Here is a 22,290-nt window from a genome sequence, read left to right on the forward strand (position 1 = left end):
GAGTACTCGACGACGGCGTTCCTGAAGGGTCTGAAGCAGGTCGACGGGTGGCAGGACATGCCGCTGACCAAGGCCGCGCAGACCGTGCAGGTGTCGGCCTACCCGTTCCACTACGCCCAGTGGGAGCAGCAGGCCGCCGACCTGGTCGCCACGCACTGGAACAGCTGACCAGCACTGGAACAGCTGACCGACAGACATTCCTGACAGGGGGACTGCTGGCCGGCACGACACGGGTGCCGGCCAGCAGCACATCCACCGCCGCTGGCCGGCACCACACCGGGTGCCGGCCAGCGGCGCATGTCGGGCAGTCGGTCGGTCGGTGCCCGTCACGGTGTCCCGGTCCAGCCAGCCGTCGCCTCTCGCGGTTGCCGGCCGTCGGTGTCCTCGGAGGCGGCGGCGTCGTCCTGGCTGTCCAGGTAGTCGGCGAGGCGGGCGGCGGCGACCAGCATGGCGCGTCCCCGTCCGGCGAGCCGGGCCCGCCAGCCGTCCAGTGACCCGGCCAGCGCCTCGGGGCCGTTGGCGTTGCGGACCTGGTGCATGACGGCGGCGATCTGCTCCAGCAGGTAGCCGCCCCGCCTGAGCAGGTGGGCCAGCTCGGCGTCCCGGACGTCGCCGGGGTCGTACCGGCGGTGGCGGGTGGCGCGGTCGCGCGGCGGGGTGAGGATGCCGGCGCGCTCCCATTTTCGCAGGGTCGCCGGCGTCACGCCGAGCCGGTGGGCGAGGGCGCCGACCGTCAGCGGGCGGTCGGGCCGGTCCGTGGCCGGCGGCTCGGTGAGGATGCCGACGGCCGCCTCGACGCCGTCGAGGGTTTCCCGGTCCCGCAGCAGTTGGGCGTGGCTCCGGTCGATCACGCGCAGGGCGGTGTCCAGGTCGCCGCCGTTGACGGCGCGCATGATCTCGCCGCTCGCCGCGTAGCCGTGCGCCGGAACGAGCGCGAGGTACGCGCGCAGCGCCCGGGCGTGCCGGGCGGAGTACCGGCGGTATCCGCTCGGCGTCCGGTGCGCCACGGGGATGACGCGGGCGCGCTCGTAGTTGCGGACCGCCTGGGTGGAGATGCCGTGCTCCCGGGCGAGGTCCACCGGGCGGTGACCCCCCGCCTCGCCGTGTACCGCGGTTTGAGGCTTCAGCCGGAACTCCTGCGCTGGATGACGTGCAACTCTCAAAAGCTGGTTCAAGGATACGGTAGAGGTCATGACATCTGGCGAGGGATCCTCGGTGAGCTGGCCGTCCGACCGACCCGGGATGCGGCCCGGCCCGACGGCGGCGAAGCTGGCCGAGCGGATCCTCGCGCTGCCCGACGTCGCCGAGGTGGTGGCCGACGAGGAGTCCGGCGTACCCGAGACGCACTGGGGCGACCGGTTCTTCTTCGTCGGGCCGGACCGCCGGCGGCCGTTCGCCATCATCGTCTTCCACGACACGCCCGGCTTCGACGAGGACTCCCGGCTCGACCGGCCGGGTGTCTTCCGGCTGAACGTCGAACTCGGCCGGGAGGAGTTCCAGCGCCGGTTCGGCTACCCACCCGCGGGGTTCCCCGGCCACCGTGCGGGCATCGACTTCACCCAGGTGGACGAGATCCTGCCGCATCCCGCGTACGGCCTGCACGGGTGGGCGTGCGTCCTCAACCCCACCCCCCGGCACCTGCCGGAGGTAGATCGGTTGCTCGCCCACGCGCACCGCCGGGCGCACGCCCGACACCAGAAAGCGCCGTCGCGGCGGGAACAAGAACCGCGGTCGGTAGGTTGAGAGGGGTGTCGGTGTGACCAGTGTCCCCGGGCCTCACCACTACTGCCTTCGCGGAATACCGTCCGGCTGGAGCCGCGTCGCGCCACTCGCCGAGAGGCGACCTGCACACCGACACCCCAGCGCCGCCCCCGGAGCCCACGTGGCCCGGGGGCGGCGCTGTCTACGCCGGCTCCGCGAGATCGGACTCTGCCCAGGGCGAACGGGGCCCGGGGCGGGGCGCGGGAAAGGGCACAATGCCGGGATGGGTGTCGAGCTGGCGTGGTCGGAGCAGCCGGGTGTGGTCGTCCTGCCCAGCGGGGTGACGGTGCGCGGGCGGCGCATCGGCGACCCGGTACCGCCGGCCGACTTCGCGCTGCTGCTGGCGGCCGGGCCGGCGCCGCGGTGGCCGCACCGGTGGATCCGGTGGCCCGACTTCTGGGTGCCGGTCGACCGGGCCGACGCGCTCGACGCGCTGCGGGAGGCGCTGCGCCGGGCGCACGACGGCGAGCGGGTCGAGGTGGCCTGCCGCGGCGGCACGGGCCGGACCGGCACCGCCATCGCCGCGCTCGCGATCCTCGACGGGCTGCCGGCCGAGCGGGCGGTGCCGTGGGTACGCGCGCACTACCGCCCGCGGGCGGTGGAGACGCCCTGGCAGCGGCGCTGGCTGCGCCGCCTGTCGCGGTGAACCGGCCGGTCAACCGCCCAGGTCTGTGGTGCTGGTCATGAACGGGGTTCGCCCGGTTCGGCCGGGGTACGAGTGGTACCTCGTCCGACAACCTAGGCAGGAACCACCATGGCACCACCCCGCTACCAGGGCGTGCACCGCCGGCCGGCCCGGCGGGTGCCGTCCGTCGCCCGGGCCGTCGCGTCGCTGGCCGTGCTCAGTGTGCTCGCCGTCCTCTTCCTCGACGCGCTCCTGATCACCGTCGGTCTGCTCACGCCGGTCGTGGCGGCCCTGCGCCCGCTGCGCGGCTGGCTACGGGATCTCGACGCCACGGCCGGCCCGGCGGCGACTGCGGCGTCCGGACGCTGACCACCGCGGTCCCGGTGCGCCCGGCACCGGGACCACGTCGGCCAGCGGCGAAACCTCCGGGACCGCGGCCGGCCAGCGCGACCTCCGGGCCCACGGTCGGCCGGCCAGCGCGCCGCCGTCGGGCTCACGCCGAGACGTACTCCCGCAGGTGTTGGGCGGTCAGCGTGTCGCCGTGGGCGACCAGGTCGGCCGGCGTGCCGGTGAAGACGATCCGGCCGCCGTCGTGCCCCGCGCCCGGCCCCAGGTCGATCAGCCAGTCGGCGTGGGCCATCACGGCCTGGTGGTGCTCAATGACGATCACCGTGTTGCCGGCGTCGACGAGCCGGTCCAGCAGGGCGAGCAGCTGGTCGACATCGGCCAGGTGCAGGCCGGTGGTGGGCTCGTCGAGCACGTAGGTGCTCGCCTTGTCGGCCATGTGGATGGCCAGCTTCAGCCGTTGCCGCTCTCCTCCGGAGAGGGTGGTGAGCGGCTGGCCGAGGCTGAGGTAGCCGAGCCCGACGTCGAGCAGCCGGTCGAGGATCACCCGTGCCTGGCCGGTGGGGAAGAACTCCCGGGCCTCGGTGACCGACATGGCGAGCACCTCGCTGATGTTCTTTCCGCGTAGTCGGTAGGTGAGCACCTCGGGGGTGAAGCGCTTGCCCTCGCACTGCTCGCACACGGTGGCCACGCCGGCCATCATGGCCAGGTCGGTGTAGACCAGGCCGATCCCCTTGCAGGTCGGGCAGGCGCCCTCGGAGTTGGCGCTGAACAGGGCCGCCTTCACCCCGTTGGCCTTGGCGAACGCGGTCCGGATCGGGTCGAGCAGCCCGGTGTAGGTGGCCGGGTTGCTGCGTCGGGAGCCGCGGATCGGCGCCTGGTCGACCACCACCACGCCGGCGCGGCGGTGCAGCGACCCGTGGATCAGCGAGCTCTTGCCCGAGCCGGCCACCCCGGTCACCACGGTCAGTACGCCCAGCGGAATGTCCACGCTGACGTCGTGCAGGTTGTGCAGGTCGGCGTTGCGGATCGGCAGCTGGCCGCTGGGCCGGCGTACCTGCTCGCGCAGCCGGACCCGGTGGTCCAGGTGCCGGCCGGTGAGGGTGTCGGAGCGCCGCAGGCCGGCGACGTCCCCGGTGTAGCAGATCCGGCCACCGGCCGTTCCGGCGCCGGGCCCGAGGTCGACCACGTGGTCGGCGATGGCGATGGTCTCCGGCTTGTGCTCGACCACCAGCACGGTGTTGCCCTTGTCCCGCAGTCGCAGCAGCAGACCGTTCATCCGGGCGATGTCGTGCGGGTGCAGGCCCACGGTCGGTTCGTCGAAGACGTACGTGACGTCGGAAAGGCTGGAGCCGAGGTGCCGGACCATCTTCACCCGCTGCGCCTCGCCGCCGGAGAGGGTGGCGGACTCGCGGTCCAGGCTGAGGTAGCCCAGGCCGATCTCGACCAGCGAGTCGAGCAGGTCGCGCAGGTTGCCGACCAGTGGAGCGACCGACGGGTCGTCGACGCCACGGACGAACTCGGCCAGGTCGCTGATCTGCATGGCCGAGCACTCGGCGATGTTGCGGCCGGCGATCCGGGAGGAGAGCGCCGCCTCGTTGAGCCGGGTGCCCCGGCAGGCGGTGCAGGTGGTGAAGGTGACCGCCCGGTCGACGAAGGCGCGGATGTGCGGCTGCATCGACTCGCGGTCCTTGGACAGGTAGAGCCGGCGTACCTTCACGGCCAGGCCCTCGTACGTCCAGTTGTTGCTGCCCATGTTGATCTTGGTGGCGGGCTTGTGGAGGAAGTCCTCCCACTGCTGCGGGGTGTAGTCCTGGAGCTTGGCGTCCGGGTCGAACAGCCCGGAGCCGACGATGGTCTGCCAGTACCACGAGTCGACGGCGAAGTTGGGCACCTTGATGGCGCCGTCGTTGAGCGAGCGCTCGACGTCGACCATCTCGTGCACGTCGAGGTCGGAGATCCGGCCGAGGCCCTCGCAGGTCGGGCACATCCCCTCGGCCAGGTTGAAGCTGAACGCCCCGGCCCCGCCCACCTGCGGGGTGCCGAGCCGGCTGAACACGATCCGCAACATCGCGTACGCGTCGGTCGCGGTGCCGACCGTCGAGCGGGAGTTGGCGCCCATCCGCTCCTGGTCGACCACGATGGCCGGGGTCAGGTTGCGCAGCGAGTCGACGTCCGGCCGGCTCAGGCTCGGCATGAACGACTGGAGGAAGGCGCTGTAGGTCTCGTTGATCAGGCGCTGCGACTCGGCGGCGATGGTCCCGAAGACCAGGGAGGACTTCCCCGACCCGGAGACCCCGGTGAAGACGGTCAGCCGGCGCTTCGGGATGTCGACCGAGATGGAGGCGAGATTGTTCTCCCGGGCCCCGCGTACCTCGATCATGTCGTGGCTGTCGGCGGGGGAGCGTGCTGGCTGCGGCATGCGAACCCTTCACAAGATCGTGGGCAGGCGGGAGCCCGCCCGGGCTTTCACGGGTCTGGCAGCCTTCAATTGTCTCATTCACGTGCTAGTGGAGGGTTTTTCGCGAGACTCAGCGCGCTGGTCGGGGGAAAGGCCGGCAAAGTCTCAAACGACGTTTAAGCGGTAGGGTGGGCCCGTGGACGGGCGGGACGGGCGACTGCGGGCGGTCGACCTCGCCGCCACCGCCGGCATCTCCGTGCAGCAGGTGCGCAACTACGTCGACCTCGGCGTGCTGCCGCCGGTCGAGCGCACCCCGGCCGGCTACCGGATCTTCACCGCGTCGCACGCCCGGGCGCTCGACGTGGCCCGGCGGCTGGCCGAGGGGCACGGCTGGGTGCGTACCCGGGAGATCATGGCCGCGGTGCACCGCGGTGACCTGCCGACGGCGCTGGCGGCGCTCGACGCCGGGCATGCCGAGCTGGACCGGGAGCGGGCCGAGATCCGGCGGGTGCTCGGCGCGTTCGAGACCGTGGTGGGCAGCCCGCCCGCCGCCCTGGCGGTGCCGCGGCCGGGTGTCCGCATCGGCGTGGTCGCCGACCTGGTCGGGGTCCGGACCTCGCAGCTGCGGCTGTGGGAGTGGCGGGGCCTGCTCCGGCCGGTGCGCGAGCGCGGCACCGGCTACCGGGTGTACGACGAGGCCGAACTGCGCGCGGCGCAGGTGGTCGCGCTGCTGCGCCGGGGCGCCTACCCGTTCGACATCATCGCCGCGGTGCTCGACGAGCTGCGCACCACCGGCAGCCCGCAGCGGGTCCGGGCCGAGCTGGCCCGCCGCGAGCAGGACCTGCACCGGCGCGGCCTGCGGCGGCTACGTGGCTCGGCGGCGCTCTACGACTACCTGCGCCACCGGGGACTGGCCGGCTGACCCGGCCGGGTGGCACAACCTCCGGCACGACCAGCGGCCGGCGCCGCGCAGTCGCCCGGGCTCAGCGCAGGACGAGCAGGTCCAGGTGGTCGACGACCGGGCCGCTGTCGTCCCGGGCCGCGGCGCGCAACCGGGCCACCCCGGCCCGGTACTCGTCGTCGCTGATCAGCTGGAGCGGGGTGTGCGCCCGGCGGTCCAGGCGTTGCGCGTACTGGGCCAGTGAGGCGGCGGTGGTCTGGGCGACCGGTTCGACGCTGCTCACCGGGAACCCGGCCGCCACGAACGCCGAGCGCACCCGGGCCAGATCCGGGTAGCGCTCCAGCACCCGGACGGCCTCGGGGAACCAGTGGAACAGGGCGATCCGCTGGTGCCGCCCGGGGAACGGCGAGCGGATCAGCACCGGCGCGCCCGGGCGGAGCACGCGGCGCAGCTCCCGGGCCGCCGCGTCCAGGTCGGGGATGTGGTGGATCATCGTGGACAGCCAGGCGGCGTCGAGCGTGGCGTCGCGCACCGGCAGCGCGATCGCGTCGCCGGCGACCAGCGGGCGGTGGGTGGTGCGGGAGCGCATCGCCTCGGCCGGTTCCACTCCCACCACGCGGACGCCGAACCAGTCGGTGAAGGCGGCCGCCCACGCCCCGGTGCCGGCGCCCAGGTCGAGCACGGACATCCCGGGCCGGGGGCGAAGGTGCTGCCCCACCGCGTGCCGCCACCGGTCCAGTCCGCTGCGGGGCAGTTCCCGGGTGGCGGCGAACGCGGCCGCGTCGGTGTCGTCGAAGGAGATCAGAGCCACGCCATCACCTCGCCACCGTCGCCGGCCGGTCCGGGCGATCGTCACCCGGTTCTAGTCGGTGGAGGCCGCGGTAGGCAACGGCTTGTGAGCCAACCGACCGCCGGACGTCCCGGCCGGCCGACGCGGGTCGTGGATGGCCGGGGTGCCGTCCGGCACAGGGGCTCTCCGCAACCGGCGCCGATAAAAGATCTCGCCCGTTAGGGTGACGGGCATGAGGTTTCGGCTGCTGGCGGCCACTGTGGCCGCCGTACTCCTGCCTGCCGGCGCGGTCGCTCCGGCGGTGGCCGTCGCGGCCCCGCCGGCGCCGGTGACGGTGGCCGGCGCGCCGGCGCAGCCCTGCCCGCGGGCGCCGGCGCCGAAGGTGTCCCGGCCGCCGCGGCCGTCGCCGCCGCCGGCGGTGTCCGAGGATCGGGCGGTGGGCGGCCCGGCGCTGGCCACCGCCGGCCTGGTCGTCCCGGCCGGGGTCGCCGCTCCGCCCGCGGTCACCGCCACCTCGTGGCTGGTCGCCGACCTGGACACCGGCCAGGTGCTGGGCGGGTGCGGGCCGCACGAGTACGGCACCCCGGCCAGCGTGCAGAAGCTCCTGCTGGCGGCGACCATGCTGCCCCGGCTCGACCCGGCGCAGGTCGTCACGGTCACCGAGGAGGACATGGACATCGAGCCGGGCTCGTCCGCGGTCGGCCTGGTGGCGGGCGGTCGCTACCCGATCGAGACGGTCTGGCTGGGACTGCTGCTGCAGTCCGGCAACGAGGCGGCCAACGTGCTGGCCCGCCTCGGCGGCGGCGCGGACGGGCAGGCCGGCGGGGTGCGCGCGATGAACGAGTACGCGCACCGGCTGGGCGCCCGCCAGACGCACGCGGTGACGCCGTCCGGCCTGGACGGCCAGGGCCAGTTCACCAGCGCGTACGACCTGGCGCTGATCGCCCGGGCCTGCTTCGCCGACGCCACCTTCCGCCGGTACGCGCTGACCGAGCGGACCCGGATCCCGGCCCAGCCCGCGGAGCGCACCAAGGGCTTCGAGATCCAGAACGAGAACCAGCTGATCTACCGTTACCCCGGCGCGCTCGGCGGCAAGACCGGCTTCACCGACCTGGCCCGGCACACGTACGTCGGGGCGGCCCAGCGGGACGGGCGGCGGCTGGTGGCCACCCTGCTCGGCGCGGAACCACGGCCGGCCCGGGGCTGGGAGCAGGGCGCGGCGTTGCTCGACTGGGGCTTCTCGCTGCCCCGCGACGCGGCGGTCGGCCGGCTGGTCGAGCCGGGTGAGCTGGACGCCTCGCCGTCGCCGGCCCCGCCGGCCACCGGCGACCCGCTCCCGGCCGCGGCGAGCGGGCCGGCCGGGCAGGGGTCGGCGGGTCGGTGGTGGAGCGTCGCGCTCGCCGCGGGCGGAGCGCTGCTGCTGGGCGGGCTGCTCTGGCGCCGCCGGACGGGCCGCCGCCGCGCCCGCTGACCACCGGCGGCGGTGCCCAGGCCTGGCCGCGGCGGTGTGTCACGGATCGACAACCGCCAACCAGCTCCATAGACTGCGGTCTTTCTGGCACCACGAGTCCCAGGAGGATCCACCGTGTCGAGCGAACCGCAGCCTGTCCCGTCCGCCACCGCGATCCCCGGCCGACCGTCCCGCACGCTGGCCCGCCTCGCCGGTGCGGCCCTGCTGGCCGGGGCGCTGGTCGGCGTCGGCGGCACCGCCGCCGTGGCCGCCCCCGCCACCGGACCGGGCGGCGCGGCGCCGGCTGTCGCCGCCGGGGGAGAGCGGCCGCGGACCACCCCCGGACCGTGCGCGTACACCGAGACCCCGGACGAGCCGGCCGCCCGGCCCGTCCCGCTGCCGCCGGACCCGCGGCGCACCCCGGACCGCGGCACGGTCCGGGTCACCCTGCGCACCAACCAGGGCCCGATCGGCCTGACCCTCGACCAGGCGGCCGCCCCCTGCACCGTGCAGAGCTTCCTGCACCTGGTGCGGCACCGCTTCTACGACCGGACCTCGTGCCACCGGCTGACCGCGTACCCGACGTTGAAGGTGCTGCAGTGCGGCGACCCGTCCGGCACCGGCTCGGGCGGCCCGGGCTACCGGTACCTCGACGAGCTGCCCACCGACCTGCCGCCGGCCCCGACCGACCCGACCGGGGTGCGGCGGCTCTACGCCCGCGGCACCCTGGCCATGGCCAACGCCGGGCCGGACACCAACGGCAGCCAGTTCTTCCTGGTCCAGTCCGACTCGGCGCTGCGCCCCAACTACACGATCTTCGGCTCGATCGACGCCGCCGGTCTGGCCACGTTGGACCGGATCGCGGCCGGCGGCATCGCCCCGACCGCGGAGGACCCGGCGCCGGTGGACGGCGCGCCCGCGCTGCCGGTGGAGATCTGCCGGGCGGTGCGGCACCACCACCGCTGACCGCCGACGGCCCGTCCGCCGTCCCGCCGAGGTGGGACGGCGGACGGGCCGCAACTATCGGATCGTCACCGGAAGTGGACCCACCGGCCGGCCGAGAAAGGTGTGGCCGTCACGGCCGCCCGGTCGACCGGGCCGGCAGCGCGGCGGAGCTGTCCCGCACCACCAGGTCGGTGGCGAGTTCCACCCGGGGGGAGTCGATCGCCTCGCCCTGCGCCAACCGCAGGACGGTGCGGGCGGCCAGCCGGCCCATCTCCACCAGCGGCTGCCGGACGGTGGTCAGCGGCGGTGACGCCCACCGGGCCTCCGGCAGGTCGTCGAAGCCGACCACGCTGACGTCGTCGGCGACCCGCAGGCCCCGGCGGCGCACCGCCTCGTAGACGCCGAACGCCATCTGGTCGCTGGCCGCGAAGATGGCCGTCGGCGGCTCGTCGAGGTCGAGCAGCGCCGTCCCGGCGGCGAAGCCGGAGGCGTGGTAGAAGTCGCCCGGTTGCACCAGCCGGTCGTCCACCGGCACCCCGGCGGCCTCCAGCGCGGCCCGGTAACCGTCCAGCCGGGCGCGGCTGCACAGCAGCTGGGTGGGCCCGGCCACGAAGCCGATCCGGCGGTGTCCCAGCGAGAGCAGGTGTTCGGTCGCGGCGATCCCGCCCGCCCAGTTGGTGGCGCCGATCGTCGGCACCTCGCCGGCCGGCACGCCGGCCGGGTCGACCACCACCACGGGCACGTTGAGCCGGCGCAGTTGCGCGTGCAGCGGCGGGCTCAGGTGCGAGGTCACGAAGATGACGCCGTCGGTGGCCCGGGTCCGCAGGTTCTGCAGCCACTGCCGGGCCGCCGTGGGCTGGCGGTGTATCGCGGAGACGACCGTGCCCACTCCGGCGCCGTGCCCGACGTCCTCCACCCCTCGGATGATCTCCACGGCCCAGGGGCTGTCGAGGTCGTTGAAGACCAGGTCGACCAGGCCGGCGCGGCGCACCGTCCGGCTGCCGCGGCGCCGGTAGCCGTGGTGGCGCAGCAGCTCCTCGACCCGCTCCCGGGTGTCCGGGGCGACGTCGGAGCGCCCGTTGAGCACCCGTGACACGGTCGGCACGGAGACCCCGGCCTCCCGCGCGATGGCGGTGATGGTCACCCTGCGTCCGTCGTCCGCGTCCACCCGCGTCTCCTTCACCGACCGGCGCGACCGAGCGTCGCCACCGAAAGTCCCGGAACGGCATGTCCGCCCCACGGTCATCTTGCCCCACGGACGGGGGTTGACGACACGGCAGGTCGGCTCTAGCGTTCCCTCAAGTTGCGGGAATCTTCCGGAAGTTTATCGGGCCCTTTCGGCCGCTCGAATCTACGGGCGTCTGTCCCCAGAGCTTCGAAAGGATGTCACGTGCCCTCACCAAGGGCGGACCGGGTGCCGTTGGAGCCGGGCGCGGCGTGCCGGGTCGAGCTGACCGTGCCCGCCGACCTGTTCGCCTTCACCGGACGCGACGGGCGGCGCATCGTCGAGCCGGGTGACCTGGAGCTGCGGCTCGCCGCCTCCAGCACCGACCACCGGCTGGTGGCGGCGGTCACCCTGCGTGGCCCGGTCCGCGCGGTCGACCACACCCGGCGGCTGCACCCCCGGTTCACCGTGGCGCCGCTCGCCGCCCAGCGGTAGCCGATGGTCTTCACCGACCTGCCCGAGGAGCAACTGCGGGCGTACCGCGGCGAGGTGCGGACGCCGGGGGACTTCGACCGGTTCTGGGCCGACACCCTCGCCGAAGCCCGGGGCTGCGGGTGGCCGGTGCGGACCGCGCCGGTGACCACCGGCCTGGCCACGGTCGACGTCCTCGACGTGACCTTCCCCGGCTACGCGGGGCAGCCGGTGCGGGCCTGGCTCCGGCTGCCCCGCGACGCCCGGGGGCCGCTGCCCACCGTGGTGCAGTACGCCGGCTACGGCGGCGGCCGGGGGCACCCGCTGGAGAACCTGCTGTGGGCGGCGGCCGGCTTCGCGCACCTGCAGATGGACACCCGGGGGCAGGGGTCGGGCTGGAGCCGGGGGGACACCCCGGATCCCGCCGCCGCCGGCCCGGAGGCGCCCGGGGTGACCACCCGGGGGATCGAGGACCCGCGGACGTACTACTACCGCCGGCTGATCACCGACGGGGTGCGCGCGGTCGACGCCGCCCGGACCCTGCCGGCGGTCGACCCGGCGCGGGTCGCCGTGCTCGGGCACAGCCAGGGCGGTGGCGTCGCGCTCGCCGTCGCCGCCCTGGTGCCCGACCTGGCCGCCCTGGTGGCCGGTGTGCCGTTCCTGTGCGACATCCCGCACGCCGTGGTGGTCACCGACGCCCGCCCCTACCGGGAGATCCGCGACTACCTGGCCATCCACCGGCAGGCGGAGGAACGGGTGCTGGCCACCCTCGGCTACGTCGACGGCGTCAACTTCGCCCGCCGGGCCGGCGTGCCGGCCCGCTTCTCCGTCGCGCTGATGGACGACATCGTGCCGCCGTCGACCGTCTTCGCGGCGGTCAACGCCTACCGGGGGCCGGTGGAGCTGTCGGTCTGGCGGTACAACGGCCACGAGGCCGGTGGCATCGACGACGACGAGGCCGCGCTGCTGTTCCTGCGCGGGCACCTCTCGCCGGACCGGGATCCCGTCGTCGCGCGGCCTGATAGACAGGAGGTGTGAGCGGATCAGGCAGGGTCGGCCGGACGCCGCCGCCGGCCGGACGGCGGCCGCGGGCGGTCGTGGTGGCCGCGGTGGCCGCGGCGCTTGCGGCGCTCGGCGCCGGCTGCGACCGGCCGGCACCGGACCGGGCCGCGACGACCACCCCGCCGGCTGCGACCAGCCCGCCGGCGACGACCGCTCCGCCGGCGACGACCGGAGCGGCGCGGCTGCCGGGCTTCGTGGTGCTCTCCGACGTCGACCCGCGCATCCTGACCGACATCCGGTACGCCACCGCGCACAACTTCGTCGGCCGGCCGATCGCCGGCTACCGGGAGCCGCTCTGCCTGCTCACCCGGCCGGCGGCGGGGGCGCTGCGCCGGGTCCAGGACGCCGCGCTGGCCGGCGGGCACAGCCTCAAGGTGTACGACTGCTACCGCCCCGAGCCGGCCGCCGACGACTTCGTCGGCTGGGCGAAGCGGCCGGACGAGCAGCAGATGAAGGGCGAGTTCTACCCGCGGGTGGCGAAGTCGGCGCTGTTCGACCAGGGCTACATCGGGGCGCCCACCGCGCACAGCCGGGGCAGCACCCTCGACGTGACCCTGGTCGACCAACCGGCGCCCAGCCAGCCGCCGTACGTCCCGGGCCAGCCGCTGGTCTCCTGCACCGCGCCCCGGGCCCAGCGGTTCGCCGACAACAGCATCGACATGGGCACCGGGTTCGACTGCTTCGACCCGCTCGCGCACACCGACGCCTCCCGGGTCACCGGCGCGGCCCGGGAGAACCGGCGGCTGCTGAAGCGGCTGATGACCGACGCCGGCTTCGTCAACTACGACCGTGAGTGGTGGCACTACCGCTACCGCGACGAGCCCCACCCGGACACCTACTTCGACGCGCCGGTGGCCCGCGCCTCGGTCGGCTGACCCCCACGGCGGCCGGCCCGTCGCCGGTGGGCATGATCAGCCTGGACCGGCGGGGTCGCCGCCGGACGAGGGGAGGCGGCGTGACCACCGAACGGATCGGCCCACCGGTCACCGGGGACGAGCGCACCATGCTCCGCGCCTTCCTCGACTACCACCGGGCGACCCTGGCCATGAAGTGCGACGGGCTCTCAGACGAGCAGCTGCGGCTGCGGTCCATGCCGCCGTCGACGCTGTCCCTGCTCGGGCTGGTGCGGCACATGGCCGAGGTGGAGCGGGCCTGGTTCCGCCGGGTCGTCAACGGCGAGGACGTCCCGCTGGTCTGGTCGGACTCCGGCGACTACCAGGAGGCGTACGACCCCGCCGGGTCCACCCGCGCCGAGGCGTTCGACGCCTGGCAGCGGGAGGTGGAGCACGCCCGCCGGATCGAGCGGGAGGCGGAGTCGCTCGACGTGACCGCCTACAGCGCCCGCTGGGACGAGACCGTGTCGCTGCGGCTGGTGATGCTGCACCTGATCCACGAGTACGCCCGGCACAACGGGCACGCCGACTTCCTCCGCGAGGGCATCGACGGCACCGTCGGCGCCTGACCGCGCCCGGTCACTGCGGAAGGCGTTGCGGCAGCGGCAGCCAGGCCAGCACGTCCTGGATCTTCGCGTCCCAGTACGCCCAGTCGTGCGTGCCGGGGGAGAAGTCCACGGTGAGCGGGACGCCGCGCCGCCGGGCCGTCTCGACGAAGTGGATGTTGTCCTCGTACAGGAAGTCCTCGGTGCCGCAGGCGACGTAGAGCGCGGGCGCTTCGGCGCCGCCGTCGCCGTACCGGTCCAGCAGGGCGACCGCGTCGTCCTCGGTGCCGGTCACCGGGCGCTCGCCGAACACGGTGTGCCACACCGCCGGGTCGACCGGGCTGGTCGGGTGGTGCCGCCGGGCGGCCACGTTCAGCGCGCCGGAGAGGCTGGCCGCCGCGGCGAACCGGCCCGGCTCGCGCAGCGCCCACTTCACCGCGCCGTAGCCGCCCATCGACAGCCCGGCGACGAAGGTGTCCTCCCGCCGCTGCGACAGCCGGAAGAACGACGAACACAGCTGCGGCAGCTCGGCGCTGAGGAACGTCCAGTACCGGTTGCCGTGCTCCTCGTCGGTGTAGAAACTCCGGGACACCTGGGGCATCACCACCGCGAGGCCGAGCGGGGCGACGTACCGCTCGATCGAGGTGCGGCGCAGCCAGATGGTGTCGTCGTCGGTCAGGCCGTGCAGCAGGTACAGCACCGGCGGGTCGCCGGCGGTGGCGCCACCGGACATGCCGATCTGCGACGAGGTCCGCTGCGGCAGGATCACCGTCATCGAGGTGCTGAGGGTGAGCACCTCGGAGTAGAAGTCGACACGCGTCAGGGCCACGGTGATCGACCGTAGCCGACGGGGGATCAGGTCCAGTAGAGGATCCGGCAGGCCGGCAGCCGCTCGGCCAGCTCGCGCTCGAACCAGGAGCGCAGCGCGGTCATCGTGTCGCGCGGGTAGACGTACTTCACCGCGCCGAACCGGCCGTGCCGGCGGCTGCGCAGCGCCTCGTCCATCTCCAGCTTGGTGCGCGGGTACCAGCCGAGCAGCACCTCCTTGCTGCCGGGGGTGAACCGGTGCGTGATCAGTTCGGCGGTCAGGTCCAGCTCCGGCACCCCGTCGACCGCCGCCGCGACCGCGCCGAGCAGTTCGCCGTAGTGCGCCCGCCAGTCGGGCAGCGGCATGATCGGGGCGATGGTCAGCCCGACCGGGTAGCCGTCCAGGGCGAGCCGGCGCAGCGCGGCCAGCCGGTCCGGAACCCGGGCCGTGCCGCCCTCCATCCGCTCGCTCACCGGCCGGCAGTTGACGCTGAACCGGACCCGGGTGCGGCCGGCGTGCGGCAGCCCGACGAAGCTGTCCACGTCGGCGTACTTGGTGGTCCAGCGCAGCTGGACCGGGGCGTCCCAGCCGGCGAAGTGCTCCACCGCGCGCCGCCAGCTGCCGGTCAGGTGCTCCAGGGCGAGCGGGTCGGTGTAGCAGGACGCCTCGAACGTGGTGCCCTCCCCGGCCCGCCGCGGGTTGCGGCTGGTCACCGTCCCCTGCCCGGCGTAGCCGGCCAGCCCGGTCAGGATCTCGTCCAGGTCGGCGTAGACCCGGGTCACCGGGGGACCGGAGAGCGAGCCGGCCAGGTAGCAGTACTGGCAGTGCGCCGGGCAGCCCTCGGCCAGGTCGAACCGCCAGTCCGCGCTCGGCGCGATCGGTTGCAGCTTCCGCCGCGACGGCGGGCTCACCACGATCGCCAGGGTCGACTTCGCCCGGGCGTAGGTCTCCCGCTCGGTGTCGCCGCGGATCCCGGTCAGCCGGTTGGCGCGCAGCCGCTCGACCTCGATGCCCAGCGCCGCCAGCCGGTCGACGATCCGCCGTCCGTGCGGCTGGTCCAGCGCCGCCGGGGTGGCGACCACCCGCCGGGGCGTCCAGCGCCGCGCCGGGCGGGCCACCGGCGCCAGCCCGGCCAGGTGCCGGATCGGCACCCGCTCCCCGCTGGCGTCGTGCGGCGCGGGGGGTACGTCCACGGCGAGCGGCTCGTCGACGTCCACCGCCTCGTGTCCGGCCTCATCCCGGCGGGGTACCCGCTCGCCCGCCGATCGCACGTCCGGGTTAATCGGTTGCCCGGCCGGCCGGTCCGCTGGTGCACTGCCCACGACGGCCGACGACCAGAGGGGTGCCCGGAATGCGCGCGACGTTCATGTCCAACCAGCTCGGATTCGTTCTCGACCCGAAGGACATGACGCTGCGTCAAGACGCTGAACGTGGGGATCCTGGCGCATGTTGACGCCGGAAAGACCAGCCTGACCGAACGACTGCTGCACGCCGTCGGCGTGATCGACGAGCCCGGCAGCGTGGACCAGGGCACCACCCGTACCGACTCGATGCCGCTGGAGCGGCAGCGGGGCATCACCATCCGCTCCGCGGTCGTGTCGTTCGTGATCGGCGACGTGACGGTCAACCTGATCGACACGCCCGGCCACCCGGACTTCATCGCCGAGGTGGAGCGGGCGCTCGGCGTGCTCGACGGCGCCGTGCTGGTGGTCTCCGCCGTCGAGGGCGTACAGGCGCAGACCCGGGTGCTGATGCGGACCCTCCAACGCCTGCGGCTGCCCACCCTGATCTTCCTCAACAAGATCGACCGGGCCGGCGCCGACCCCGACCGCACGCTGCGGGACATCGCCGGCCGGCTCTGCGCCGCCGTCGTGCCGCTGGGCGCCGTCGACCAGCCCGGCACACCGGCGGCCCGGTTCGTCCCGTACGCCGACGCCGACCCGGCCCACACCGGCCGGCTGCTCGACGTGCTCACCGCGCACGACGAGGCGCTGCTGGCCGCGTACGTCGCGGACGAGACGGCGGTGACCGGTCCGCGACTGCGGACGGTGCTCGGGGCGCAGAGCCGCCGTGCGCTGGTCCACCCGGTGCTCGCCGGGTCCGCGGTGACCGGCGCCGGCGTCGGCGCGCTGATCGCCGGCCTGACCGAGCTGCTGCCGGCGACCCGCGGTGATACCGACGGGCCGGTCTCCGGCACGGTCTTCAAGATCGACCGTGGCCCGGCCGGCGAGAAGCTCGCCTACGTGCGGCTCTTCGGCGGGACGGTGCGCGCCCGCGACCGGGTGCCCGTGGGTGGGGGCGACCGCGCGAAGGTGACCGGGATCGAACTCTTCGACCAGGGAGCCGCGGTCCGCGCCGACGCGGTCGGCGCGGGCCGAATCGCCATCCTGCGCGGCCTCGACCACGCCCGGGTCGGCGACCCGGTCGGCGCGACGCCGCCGGGCGGGCGCCGGCACTTCGCCCCGCCCTCCCTGGAGACCGTCGTCGTGCCGGAGCGGGCCGGCGATCGGGCGGCGCTGCACGCGGCGCTCACCCACCTCGCCGAGCAGGACCCGCTGATCAACGTCCGGCAGGACCCGACCCGGCGGGAGATCTCCGTGTCGCTCTACGGCGAGGTGCAGAAGGAGGTCATCCAGGCCGTGCTCGCCGACGATCACGGCGTGCGGGTCACCTTCTGGGAGACCACCACCGTCCACGTGGAACGGGTGGTCGGGATCGGCGCGGCGGTCGAGTTCATCGGCGTGCCCCCCAACCCCTTCCTCGCCACGGTCGGGCTGCGGGTCGCGCCCGGGCCACCCGGCAGCGGGACCACGTTCCGGCTCGCCGTGGAACTCGGCTCCATGCCCACGGCGTTCTTCGCCGCGGTCGAGGAGACCGTGCACGAGACGCTGCGCCAGGGCCCGCACGGGTGGCAGGTCGTCGACTGCGAGGTCACCATGACCCACGCCGGCTACTGGGCCCGGCAGAGCCATTCGCACGGCACCTTCGACAAGAGCATGTCCAGCACCGCGGGGGACTTCCGCAACCTCACCCCGCTGGTGCTGATGGCGGCGCTGCGGCAGGCCGGCACCCGGGTGGCGGAACCGATGCACCGGTTCCGCCTGGAGGTACCGGCCGACGTGCTCGGCGTGGTGCTGCCGGTGCTGGCCGGGCTGGACGCGGTGCCCCGGCGGACCACGGCCGACGGCGCGGCGTACGTGGTGACGGGGGACATCCCCGCCGGGCGGGTGCACGCGCTGGAGCAGCGGCTGCCGGCGCTGACCCGCGGCGAGGGGCTGCTGGAGTCCGCCTTCGACCACCACCGCCCGGTACGCGGCGCGGCGCCGGTGCGGGAACGCTGGGACCACGACCCGACGGACCGCCGGAAGTACCTGCTGGCGGTCGTCCGCCGGGTCGCCGGGCGCGGCGAGGGGTAGTGACCGGCCCGGCCGGCCGGGGAATATCGATTGCCGTGTCCGGCCGGGCCTCGCTAACGTCGTCGTCGCAAGGTCAACCGAGCGGATCCCCTTTGGAGCACGCCGTGTCGCAGCGCAACCGCACCAACGCCAGGTGGCTCACGCCGCGTGGCGGTGCCCTGCGGCCCGCGGGCGAACCGGCCCGGGTTCTGTGCCGAGCCGAGCAGGGCCGGCGAGCGGGGTGGTGGCGCGACTAGCGCCGGCGCATACGCGCAGCCGCCCACCCCGCCGGGGAAAGGGCGGCTTTTTCGTCTCCCCGGACGGCGGGACGGGCAGCGGACCCGTCCCGGACGGGCCGTTGGCGCAGGCGTCCCGTACCAACCCGCGGTTGTAGCGCAGTCTGGCAGCGCGTCACCTCGCCACGGTGAAGATCGCCGGTTCGAATCCGGCCAACCGCTCGACCACCGGGCAGCACGCCCGGCACGGACTGCGCGCTGGGCGCAGAGAGGCCTTGCACGCCACTCCCGCCGGGTTCGATTCCCGGGCGGTCCACGATCATCCCGGTTCCGCCGAGGACGGCGGCGACCAGCCGACGAACGAGGAGACGACGATGGTATTCACCCCGCTCGCGGGCACCCGCGCGCCGGTCCGGGTCTGGACCGACCCGTACGGCATCGAGCCGCAGGCCGCGCGGCAGCTGCGCAACATCGGCGCGCTCCCGTGGGTCGAGGGTGTCGCGGTCATGCCGGACGTGCACTTCGGCAAGGGCGCCACCGTCGGCTCGGTCATCGCGATGCGGCAGGCCGTCTCGCCGGCCGCGGTCGGGGTGGACATCGGCTGTGGCATGTCCGCAGTGCGTACCTCGCTCACCGCGGCCGACCTGCCCGACGACCTGGCCGGGCTGCGCTCGGCCATCGAGGCGACCATCCCGGTCGGGTTCGCCCAGCGGGAGACCGCGGTCGACCCGCGCCGGGTCCCCGGCCTGGAGCAGGGCGGCTGGGACGCCTTCTGGCGGCGGTTCGCCGACCTCGACCGGCGGGTGGCGCAGCTGGAGACCCGCGCCCAGCGGCAGCTGGGCACGCTCGGCGGCGGCAACCACTTCATCGAGGTCTGCCTCGAGCAGGGTGGCGCCGACGCCGGGCGGGTCTGGCTGATGCTGCACTCCGGGTCCCGCAACATCGGCAAGGAGCTGGCCGAGCGGCACATCTCGGTGGCCCGCGGGCTGCCGCACAACGCCGATCTGCCCGACCGGGACCTCGCGGTCTTCCTCGCCGACACGCCGGAGATGACGGCCTACCGCCGGGACCTGTTCTGGGCGCAGGAGTACGCGCGGCGCAACCGGGCCATGATGCTCGCCCTGCTCTGCCAGGTGGTGCGGGAGCAGTTCCCGCAGGTCGGCTACGACGAGCCGACCTCGTGCCACCACAACTACGTGGCGGAGGAGAGCTACGGCGGGGTGGACGTGCTGGTGACCCGCAAGGGCGCGATCCGGGCCGGTCGGGGGGACCTGGGGATCATCCCGGGGTCGATGGGCACCGGGTCGTACATCGTGCGCGGCAAGGGCAACCCGGAATCGTACTGCTCGGCCTCGCACGGGGCCGGGCGGCGGATGTCGCGGGCCCAGGCCAAGCGGACCTTCAGCACGGCCGACCTGGCGGCGCAGACCGCCGGGGTGGAGTGCCGCAAGGACGCCGGGGTGGTCGACGAGATCCCCGGCGCGTACAAGGACATCACCGAGGTGATGGCGCAGCAGGAGGACCTGGTCGAGGTGGTCGCCCACCTCAAGCAGGTGGTCTGCGTGAAGGGATGAACCGCGGACCGGCGCCAGGGGGGTCGGGCGCCGGTCCGCACGCCCCGGTCACGGCCACCGCGGGCCCCCGGGGGATTTCCTCGCCCTAGTACCCTGCCGGCATGACCAGCGCGCACGAGGTGGTCGCGGCCTACTGGGCCGCCGCGGAGGCCCGGGACTGGGATGCCTTTGGCGCCCTGCTCGCCGACGACGTGATCTACCGCGGCCCGCAGACCAGGGAGCAGGTCCGTGGCCGGGACGCCTACATCCGGTTCAACGTGGAGGGTTTCCCCTACGACTGGCACATCACGGTGCGGCGGATCGTCGGCGAGCACCGGCAAGCCGTGAGCTGGATCGAGTTCACCGGCGCCGAAGGCACCCAGCCCGGTCTGTGCTTCTTCGATCTCGGCGACGACGGCCGGATCACCCGGATCACCGACTTCTGGCCCGAGTCGTACGAGCTTCCGGCCAGCCGCGCCCACCTGGTGGAACGCTACTGACCGGGCGCCTCCGGCTCCCGAGGAGCGGGGCGGTCAGCGGCCGGTGGCGGCGAGGGTGACCGGGACGGCGACCAGCTTGCTGCGGGAGCCGTCGGCGGGGGAGACCTCGTACACCTCGACGGTGCCGGGCTGTTCCCGGGTGAGCCGGTAGCGGAGGCCGACCCGGTAGTCACCGCGGCAGCCGGTGCCGCAGGTGGCGGTGGTGAAGGTGGTGGCGATTTCCCGGCCGGCGGCGTCGAGGATCCGGACGCTGACCGTCGCCTCGAACACGTCGGCGGTCCCGGTGACGGTGACCGGGGAGGTGACCCGCTGGCCGACGGTGGGGCTGGTCACCACGATCGGCGGGAGCAGGTCGGCGTAGTCGCCGCGGTCGACCGGGGTGCCGGCGCCGAACCGGATCCGCCGCACGGTGGCGAACTGAGTGAGGGTGTAGACGACCTGTGCCTCGCGCAGTCGCCGGTCCGACGCGGGGGAGGTGGTGGGCAGCGGGCCGAGGGTGGCGACGCCGTCGGCGATCCGGGTGACCTCGGTGCCGGCCGGGAGCAGGGTGCTCATGCCGGTGGCTGCCTCCGCCGCGGTGGGCCCGGCGGCCAGTTCGGTCAGGGCCAGCCGGGAGGTGGTCACGGTCGCCGGCCGGGTGCGCCGGGTCGGCGTGATCCGCCCGTCGCGGACGTACCACAGCTCGAGGGTGAGGGTGTCCGGGCGCGGCGGGGTGCCGGTGGTCGCCGGTGGGGTGCGGGTCGCCGGCGTGGCCGGCGGCGGGCCGGTCTCCGCCGGGGTGGGCGGCGTCGGGGCGGTGGGCGCGGTGGTGGCCGGCGACGCCGCGGTGGGCGCCGGGCCGAGTGAGCCACCGCGGGGGTCGGCGCAGCCGGCCGCCAGGATCAGCACGGTGGCCAGCGTTGCCGCGCGGCGGGTCACCGACCGTCCGGCCGGGTGCCGGCACCGCGGTGACCTGGACGGTGGGCCGGTCGTCGGCAGGCGGCCGGGGTGGCGGGTCATCGGGCACCGTCCGGCTGTGGCGCCGGGCGGGGGAGGGCCTCGGCCGTTGCCGCGGAGTCTGGCGGTTCCGGCCGGGTGGCGGGCAGTTCCAGCCGGAACCGGGTGCCGGTGCCGGGTTCGCTCCGTACCCGCAGCCGCCCGCCGAGCAGCCGGGCGTTCTCCCGGGCGATGGCCAGCCCGAGTCCGCTGCCCCGGCCGGAGCGGGCCGGGTCGACCTTGTAGAAGCGGTCGAACAGCCGCGGCAGGTGTTCGGCGGGGATACCCGGCCCCTGGTCGGTGACGTCGAAGACGACCAGCGGCCCGGCCGGCCGAACGGCGGCGCGGATCTCGCCGCCGCCGTGTTCGACCGCGTTGGCGATCAGGTTGGCCAGCACCCGCTCCAGCCGGCGCGGGTCGGTGTGCAGCTCGACCGGTGCGGCGGTGACGGTGACAAGGTCCTGCCAGCCGCGGGCGGCGACGATGGCGTCGAGCAGGGCGGGCGCGTCGACCGGGCGGACGGCCACCGCCTCCTGGCCGGCGTCGAGCCGGGAGATCTCCATCAGGTCCTCCACCAGGCGGCGCAGCCGTACCACGTCGGTGACCAGCAGCTCGGCGGCGCGGCGGGCGTCGCCGGGCAGTTGGTCGAGGTGGTCGCGCAGCAGCGACGCCGCGGCCACCAGGGCGGTGACCGGGGTACGCAGCTCGTGCGCGACGTCGGCGGTGAACCGCCGCTCCCGGGCCTGGGCGTGGGACAACGCGTCGATCTTCGACTCCAGCGCCTCGGCCATCTCGTTGAACGAGGCGGCCCAGGCGCTGAACTCGTCGCGGCCGCGTACCGGCAGCCGGGTGGCGAGCAGCCCCTCGGTGATGGCCCGGGCGGCCCGGCTGGCCCGACCCACCGGTTCCAGCGTCCGGCGGGCCAGGCTGTGCCCGACCCCGGCGGCGAGCAGCACCACCAGCACCCAGCCGGCCAGCAGCGCGGTGCGGAGCTGGTCGAGGTCGGCCACCACGGCGTCCTCGACGGTGACCACGTACAGCTCGGCGGTCGAACCGGGGATCCGGCCGCCCACCACCAGCAGCCGGGGGCGGGCGCCGGGCGCGGAGCGTTCGTAGCCGAGCTGGCCGGCCGCGACCGTGGCCCGCAGCTGCGTGCCCAGCTCCGGCGCGTACCCGGGGTTGGACGGCTGCGGCTCGCCGGCGACCAGCACCACGTGCCGGCCGCTGCCCTCGAAGCTGGCCAGCAGGTCGGCGCGGCGTTGGTCGGTCAGCGGCAGGAACTGCCCGGCGAGCACCAGCTGGTAGCGGGCGTCGGCGGCGGCCTGGTGCAGCGACCCGTCGAAGCGGGCCTGGCGCAGCAGCAGGTAGGACCCGCCGGCGAGCACCCCGGCGGAGACCCCGGCGACCAGCACGAACGCGATCATCAGCCGGCGTCGCAGGCGGCCCGGTGCGACGGCGTCGGCGGCCAT

21 protein-coding genes and 1 tRNA gene are annotated in these 22,290 nt (G+C 74.7%); 14 read left to right on the plus strand and 8 right to left on the minus strand.

Features of this window, described 5'->3' with window-relative positions; genetic code table 11:
- Positions 1-326: 326 nt before the first annotated feature.
- On the minus strand, positions 327-1,079 hold the full coding sequence (locus AC1WTP_RS29855) for a TioE family transcriptional regulator (RefSeq protein ID WP_481652579.1): 753 nt from the start codon (positions 1,077-1,079) through the stop codon (positions 327-329).
- Between the two features lie 112 nt (positions 1,080-1,191).
- Between AC1WTP_RS29855 and AC1WTP_RS29860 the strand changes: the two genes are divergently transcribed.
- The 3 genes from AC1WTP_RS29860 (at position 1,192) to AC1WTP_RS29870 (ending at position 2,755) form a co-directional block, all read left to right on the plus strand.
- A complete protein-coding gene (locus AC1WTP_RS29860) occupies positions 1,192-1,743 on the plus strand; it encodes a DUF6194 family protein (protein WP_481652580.1) in 552 nt (183 codons plus the stop codon).
- A gap of 241 nt (positions 1,744-1,984) precedes the next feature.
- Positions 1,985-2,407 (plus strand): protein-tyrosine phosphatase family protein, encoded by a 423-nt coding sequence (locus AC1WTP_RS29865; RefSeq protein WP_481652581.1) that lies wholly within the window; start codon positions 1,985-1,987, stop codon positions 2,405-2,407.
- A 108-nt stretch (positions 2,408-2,515) separates the two neighbouring features.
- The gene (locus tag AC1WTP_RS29870; protein WP_481652582.1) at positions 2,516-2,755 is read left to right on the plus strand and encodes a hypothetical protein; all 240 of its coding nucleotides are present in this window, start codon (positions 2,516-2,518) and stop codon (positions 2,753-2,755) included.
- A 124-nt stretch (positions 2,756-2,879) separates the two neighbouring features.
- Here the strand turns inward: AC1WTP_RS29870 and AC1WTP_RS29875 are convergent, their stop codons facing one another.
- A complete protein-coding gene (locus AC1WTP_RS29875) occupies positions 2,880-5,153 on the minus strand; it encodes an ATP-binding cassette domain-containing protein (RefSeq protein WP_481652583.1) in 2,274 nt (757 codons plus the stop codon).
- A gap of 175 nt (positions 5,154-5,328) precedes the next feature.
- Between AC1WTP_RS29875 and AC1WTP_RS29880 the strand changes: the two genes are divergently transcribed.
- Positions 5,329-6,054, plus strand: coding sequence for a MerR family transcriptional regulator (locus AC1WTP_RS29880; protein WP_481652584.1), 726 nt, complete (start codon positions 5,329-5,331; stop codon positions 6,052-6,054).
- Positions 6,055-6,115: 61 nt separating this feature from the next.
- On the opposite strand, the gene AC1WTP_RS29885 is transcribed toward AC1WTP_RS29880, so the two are convergent.
- Positions 6,116-6,844, minus strand: coding sequence for a class I SAM-dependent methyltransferase (locus AC1WTP_RS29885; protein WP_481652585.1), 729 nt, complete (start codon positions 6,842-6,844; stop codon positions 6,116-6,118).
- Between the two features lie 211 nt (positions 6,845-7,055).
- Here AC1WTP_RS29885 and AC1WTP_RS29890 point away from each other — a divergent pair, with 211 nt between their 5' ends.
- Positions 7,056-8,294, plus strand: a complete 1,239-nt coding sequence (locus AC1WTP_RS29890) for a D-alanyl-D-alanine carboxypeptidase family protein (RefSeq protein ID WP_481652586.1) — start codon at positions 7,056-7,058, stop codon at positions 8,292-8,294.
- A gap of 201 nt (positions 8,295-8,495) precedes the next feature.
- Positions 8,496-9,239: a peptidylprolyl isomerase gene (locus AC1WTP_RS29895; protein WP_481652617.1), complete on the plus strand. Its 744-nt coding sequence runs from the start codon at positions 8,496-8,498 to the stop codon at positions 9,237-9,239.
- 109 nt (positions 9,240-9,348) lie between these two features.
- On the opposite strand, the gene AC1WTP_RS29900 is transcribed toward AC1WTP_RS29895, so the two are convergent.
- Entirely contained in the window at positions 9,349-10,386 is a 1,038-nt protein-coding gene (locus AC1WTP_RS29900; protein WP_481652587.1) for a LacI family DNA-binding transcriptional regulator, read from the minus strand.
- Positions 10,387-10,608: 222 nt separating this feature from the next.
- Between AC1WTP_RS29900 and AC1WTP_RS29905 the strand changes: the two genes are divergently transcribed.
- From AC1WTP_RS29905 to AC1WTP_RS29920, 4 genes are all read left to right on the plus strand, one after another.
- On the plus strand, positions 10,609-10,878 hold the full coding sequence (locus AC1WTP_RS29905; protein WP_481652588.1) for a fibronectin type III-like domain-contianing protein: 270 nt from the start codon (positions 10,609-10,611) through the stop codon (positions 10,876-10,878).
- A gap of 3 nt (positions 10,879-10,881) precedes the next feature.
- Positions 10,882-11,892, plus strand: coding sequence for an acetylxylan esterase (locus tag AC1WTP_RS29910; protein ID WP_481652589.1), 1,011 nt, complete (start codon positions 10,882-10,884; stop codon positions 11,890-11,892).
- Between the two features lie 71 nt (positions 11,893-11,963).
- The gene (locus AC1WTP_RS29915; protein ID WP_481652590.1) at positions 11,964-12,791 is read left to right on the plus strand and encodes a M15 family metallopeptidase; all 828 of its coding nucleotides are present in this window, start codon (positions 11,964-11,966) and stop codon (positions 12,789-12,791) included.
- A gap of 80 nt (positions 12,792-12,871) precedes the next feature.
- Positions 12,872-13,378, plus strand: coding sequence for a DinB family protein (locus AC1WTP_RS29920; protein ID WP_481652591.1), 507 nt, complete (start codon positions 12,872-12,874; stop codon positions 13,376-13,378).
- A 10-nt stretch (positions 13,379-13,388) separates the two neighbouring features.
- Here AC1WTP_RS29920 and AC1WTP_RS29925 read toward each other — a convergent pair whose 3' ends face one another.
- Complete coding sequence (locus tag AC1WTP_RS29925) at positions 13,389-14,183, minus strand: alpha/beta hydrolase (protein WP_481652592.1); 795 nt, start codon at positions 14,181-14,183, stop codon at positions 13,389-13,391.
- A 26-nt stretch (positions 14,184-14,209) separates the two neighbouring features.
- Positions 14,210-15,433 (minus strand): spore photoproduct lyase family protein, encoded by a 1,224-nt coding sequence (locus tag AC1WTP_RS29930; RefSeq protein ID WP_481652593.1) that lies wholly within the window; start codon positions 15,431-15,433, stop codon positions 14,210-14,212.
- A gap of 159 nt (positions 15,434-15,592) precedes the next feature.
- On the opposite strand from AC1WTP_RS29930, the gene AC1WTP_RS29935 reads away from it, so the two are divergent.
- The 4 genes from AC1WTP_RS29935 to AC1WTP_RS29950 all read left to right on the plus strand — a co-directional run bounded on the left by AC1WTP_RS29935 (position 15,593) and on the right by AC1WTP_RS29950 (position 19,846).
- Positions 15,593-17,578 (plus strand): GTP-binding protein, encoded by a 1,986-nt coding sequence (locus AC1WTP_RS29935; protein WP_481652594.1) that lies wholly within the window; start codon positions 15,593-15,595, stop codon positions 17,576-17,578.
- A 363-nt stretch (positions 17,579-17,941) separates the two neighbouring features.
- Positions 17,942-18,015: transfer RNA gene (locus AC1WTP_RS29940), tRNA-Gly, on the plus strand.
- 152 nt (positions 18,016-18,167) lie between these two features.
- Positions 18,168-19,367, plus strand: a complete 1,200-nt coding sequence (locus tag AC1WTP_RS29945) for an RtcB family protein (protein WP_481652595.1) — start codon at positions 18,168-18,170, stop codon at positions 19,365-19,367.
- 101 nt (positions 19,368-19,468) lie between these two features.
- Entirely contained in the window at positions 19,469-19,846 is a 378-nt protein-coding gene (locus AC1WTP_RS29950; RefSeq protein ID WP_481652596.1) for a nuclear transport factor 2 family protein, read from the plus strand.
- 33 nt (positions 19,847-19,879) lie between these two features.
- Here the strand turns inward: AC1WTP_RS29950 and AC1WTP_RS29955 are convergent, their stop codons facing one another.
- Both AC1WTP_RS29955 and AC1WTP_RS29960 read right to left on the minus strand, forming a co-directional pair.
- The gene (locus AC1WTP_RS29955; protein ID WP_481652597.1) at positions 19,880-20,764 is read right to left on the minus strand and encodes a Gmad2 immunoglobulin-like domain-containing protein; all 885 of its coding nucleotides are present in this window, start codon (positions 20,762-20,764) and stop codon (positions 19,880-19,882) included.
- Positions 20,765-20,841: 77 nt separating this feature from the next.
- Positions 20,842-22,290 carry an ATP-binding protein gene (locus AC1WTP_RS29960; RefSeq protein ID WP_481652598.1) on the minus strand — a complete coding sequence of 483 codons (1,449 nt, stop codon included), beginning with the start codon at positions 22,288-22,290 and terminating at the stop codon, positions 20,842-20,844.

It is taken from the genome of Micromonospora sp. R311 (assembly GCF_056780015.1).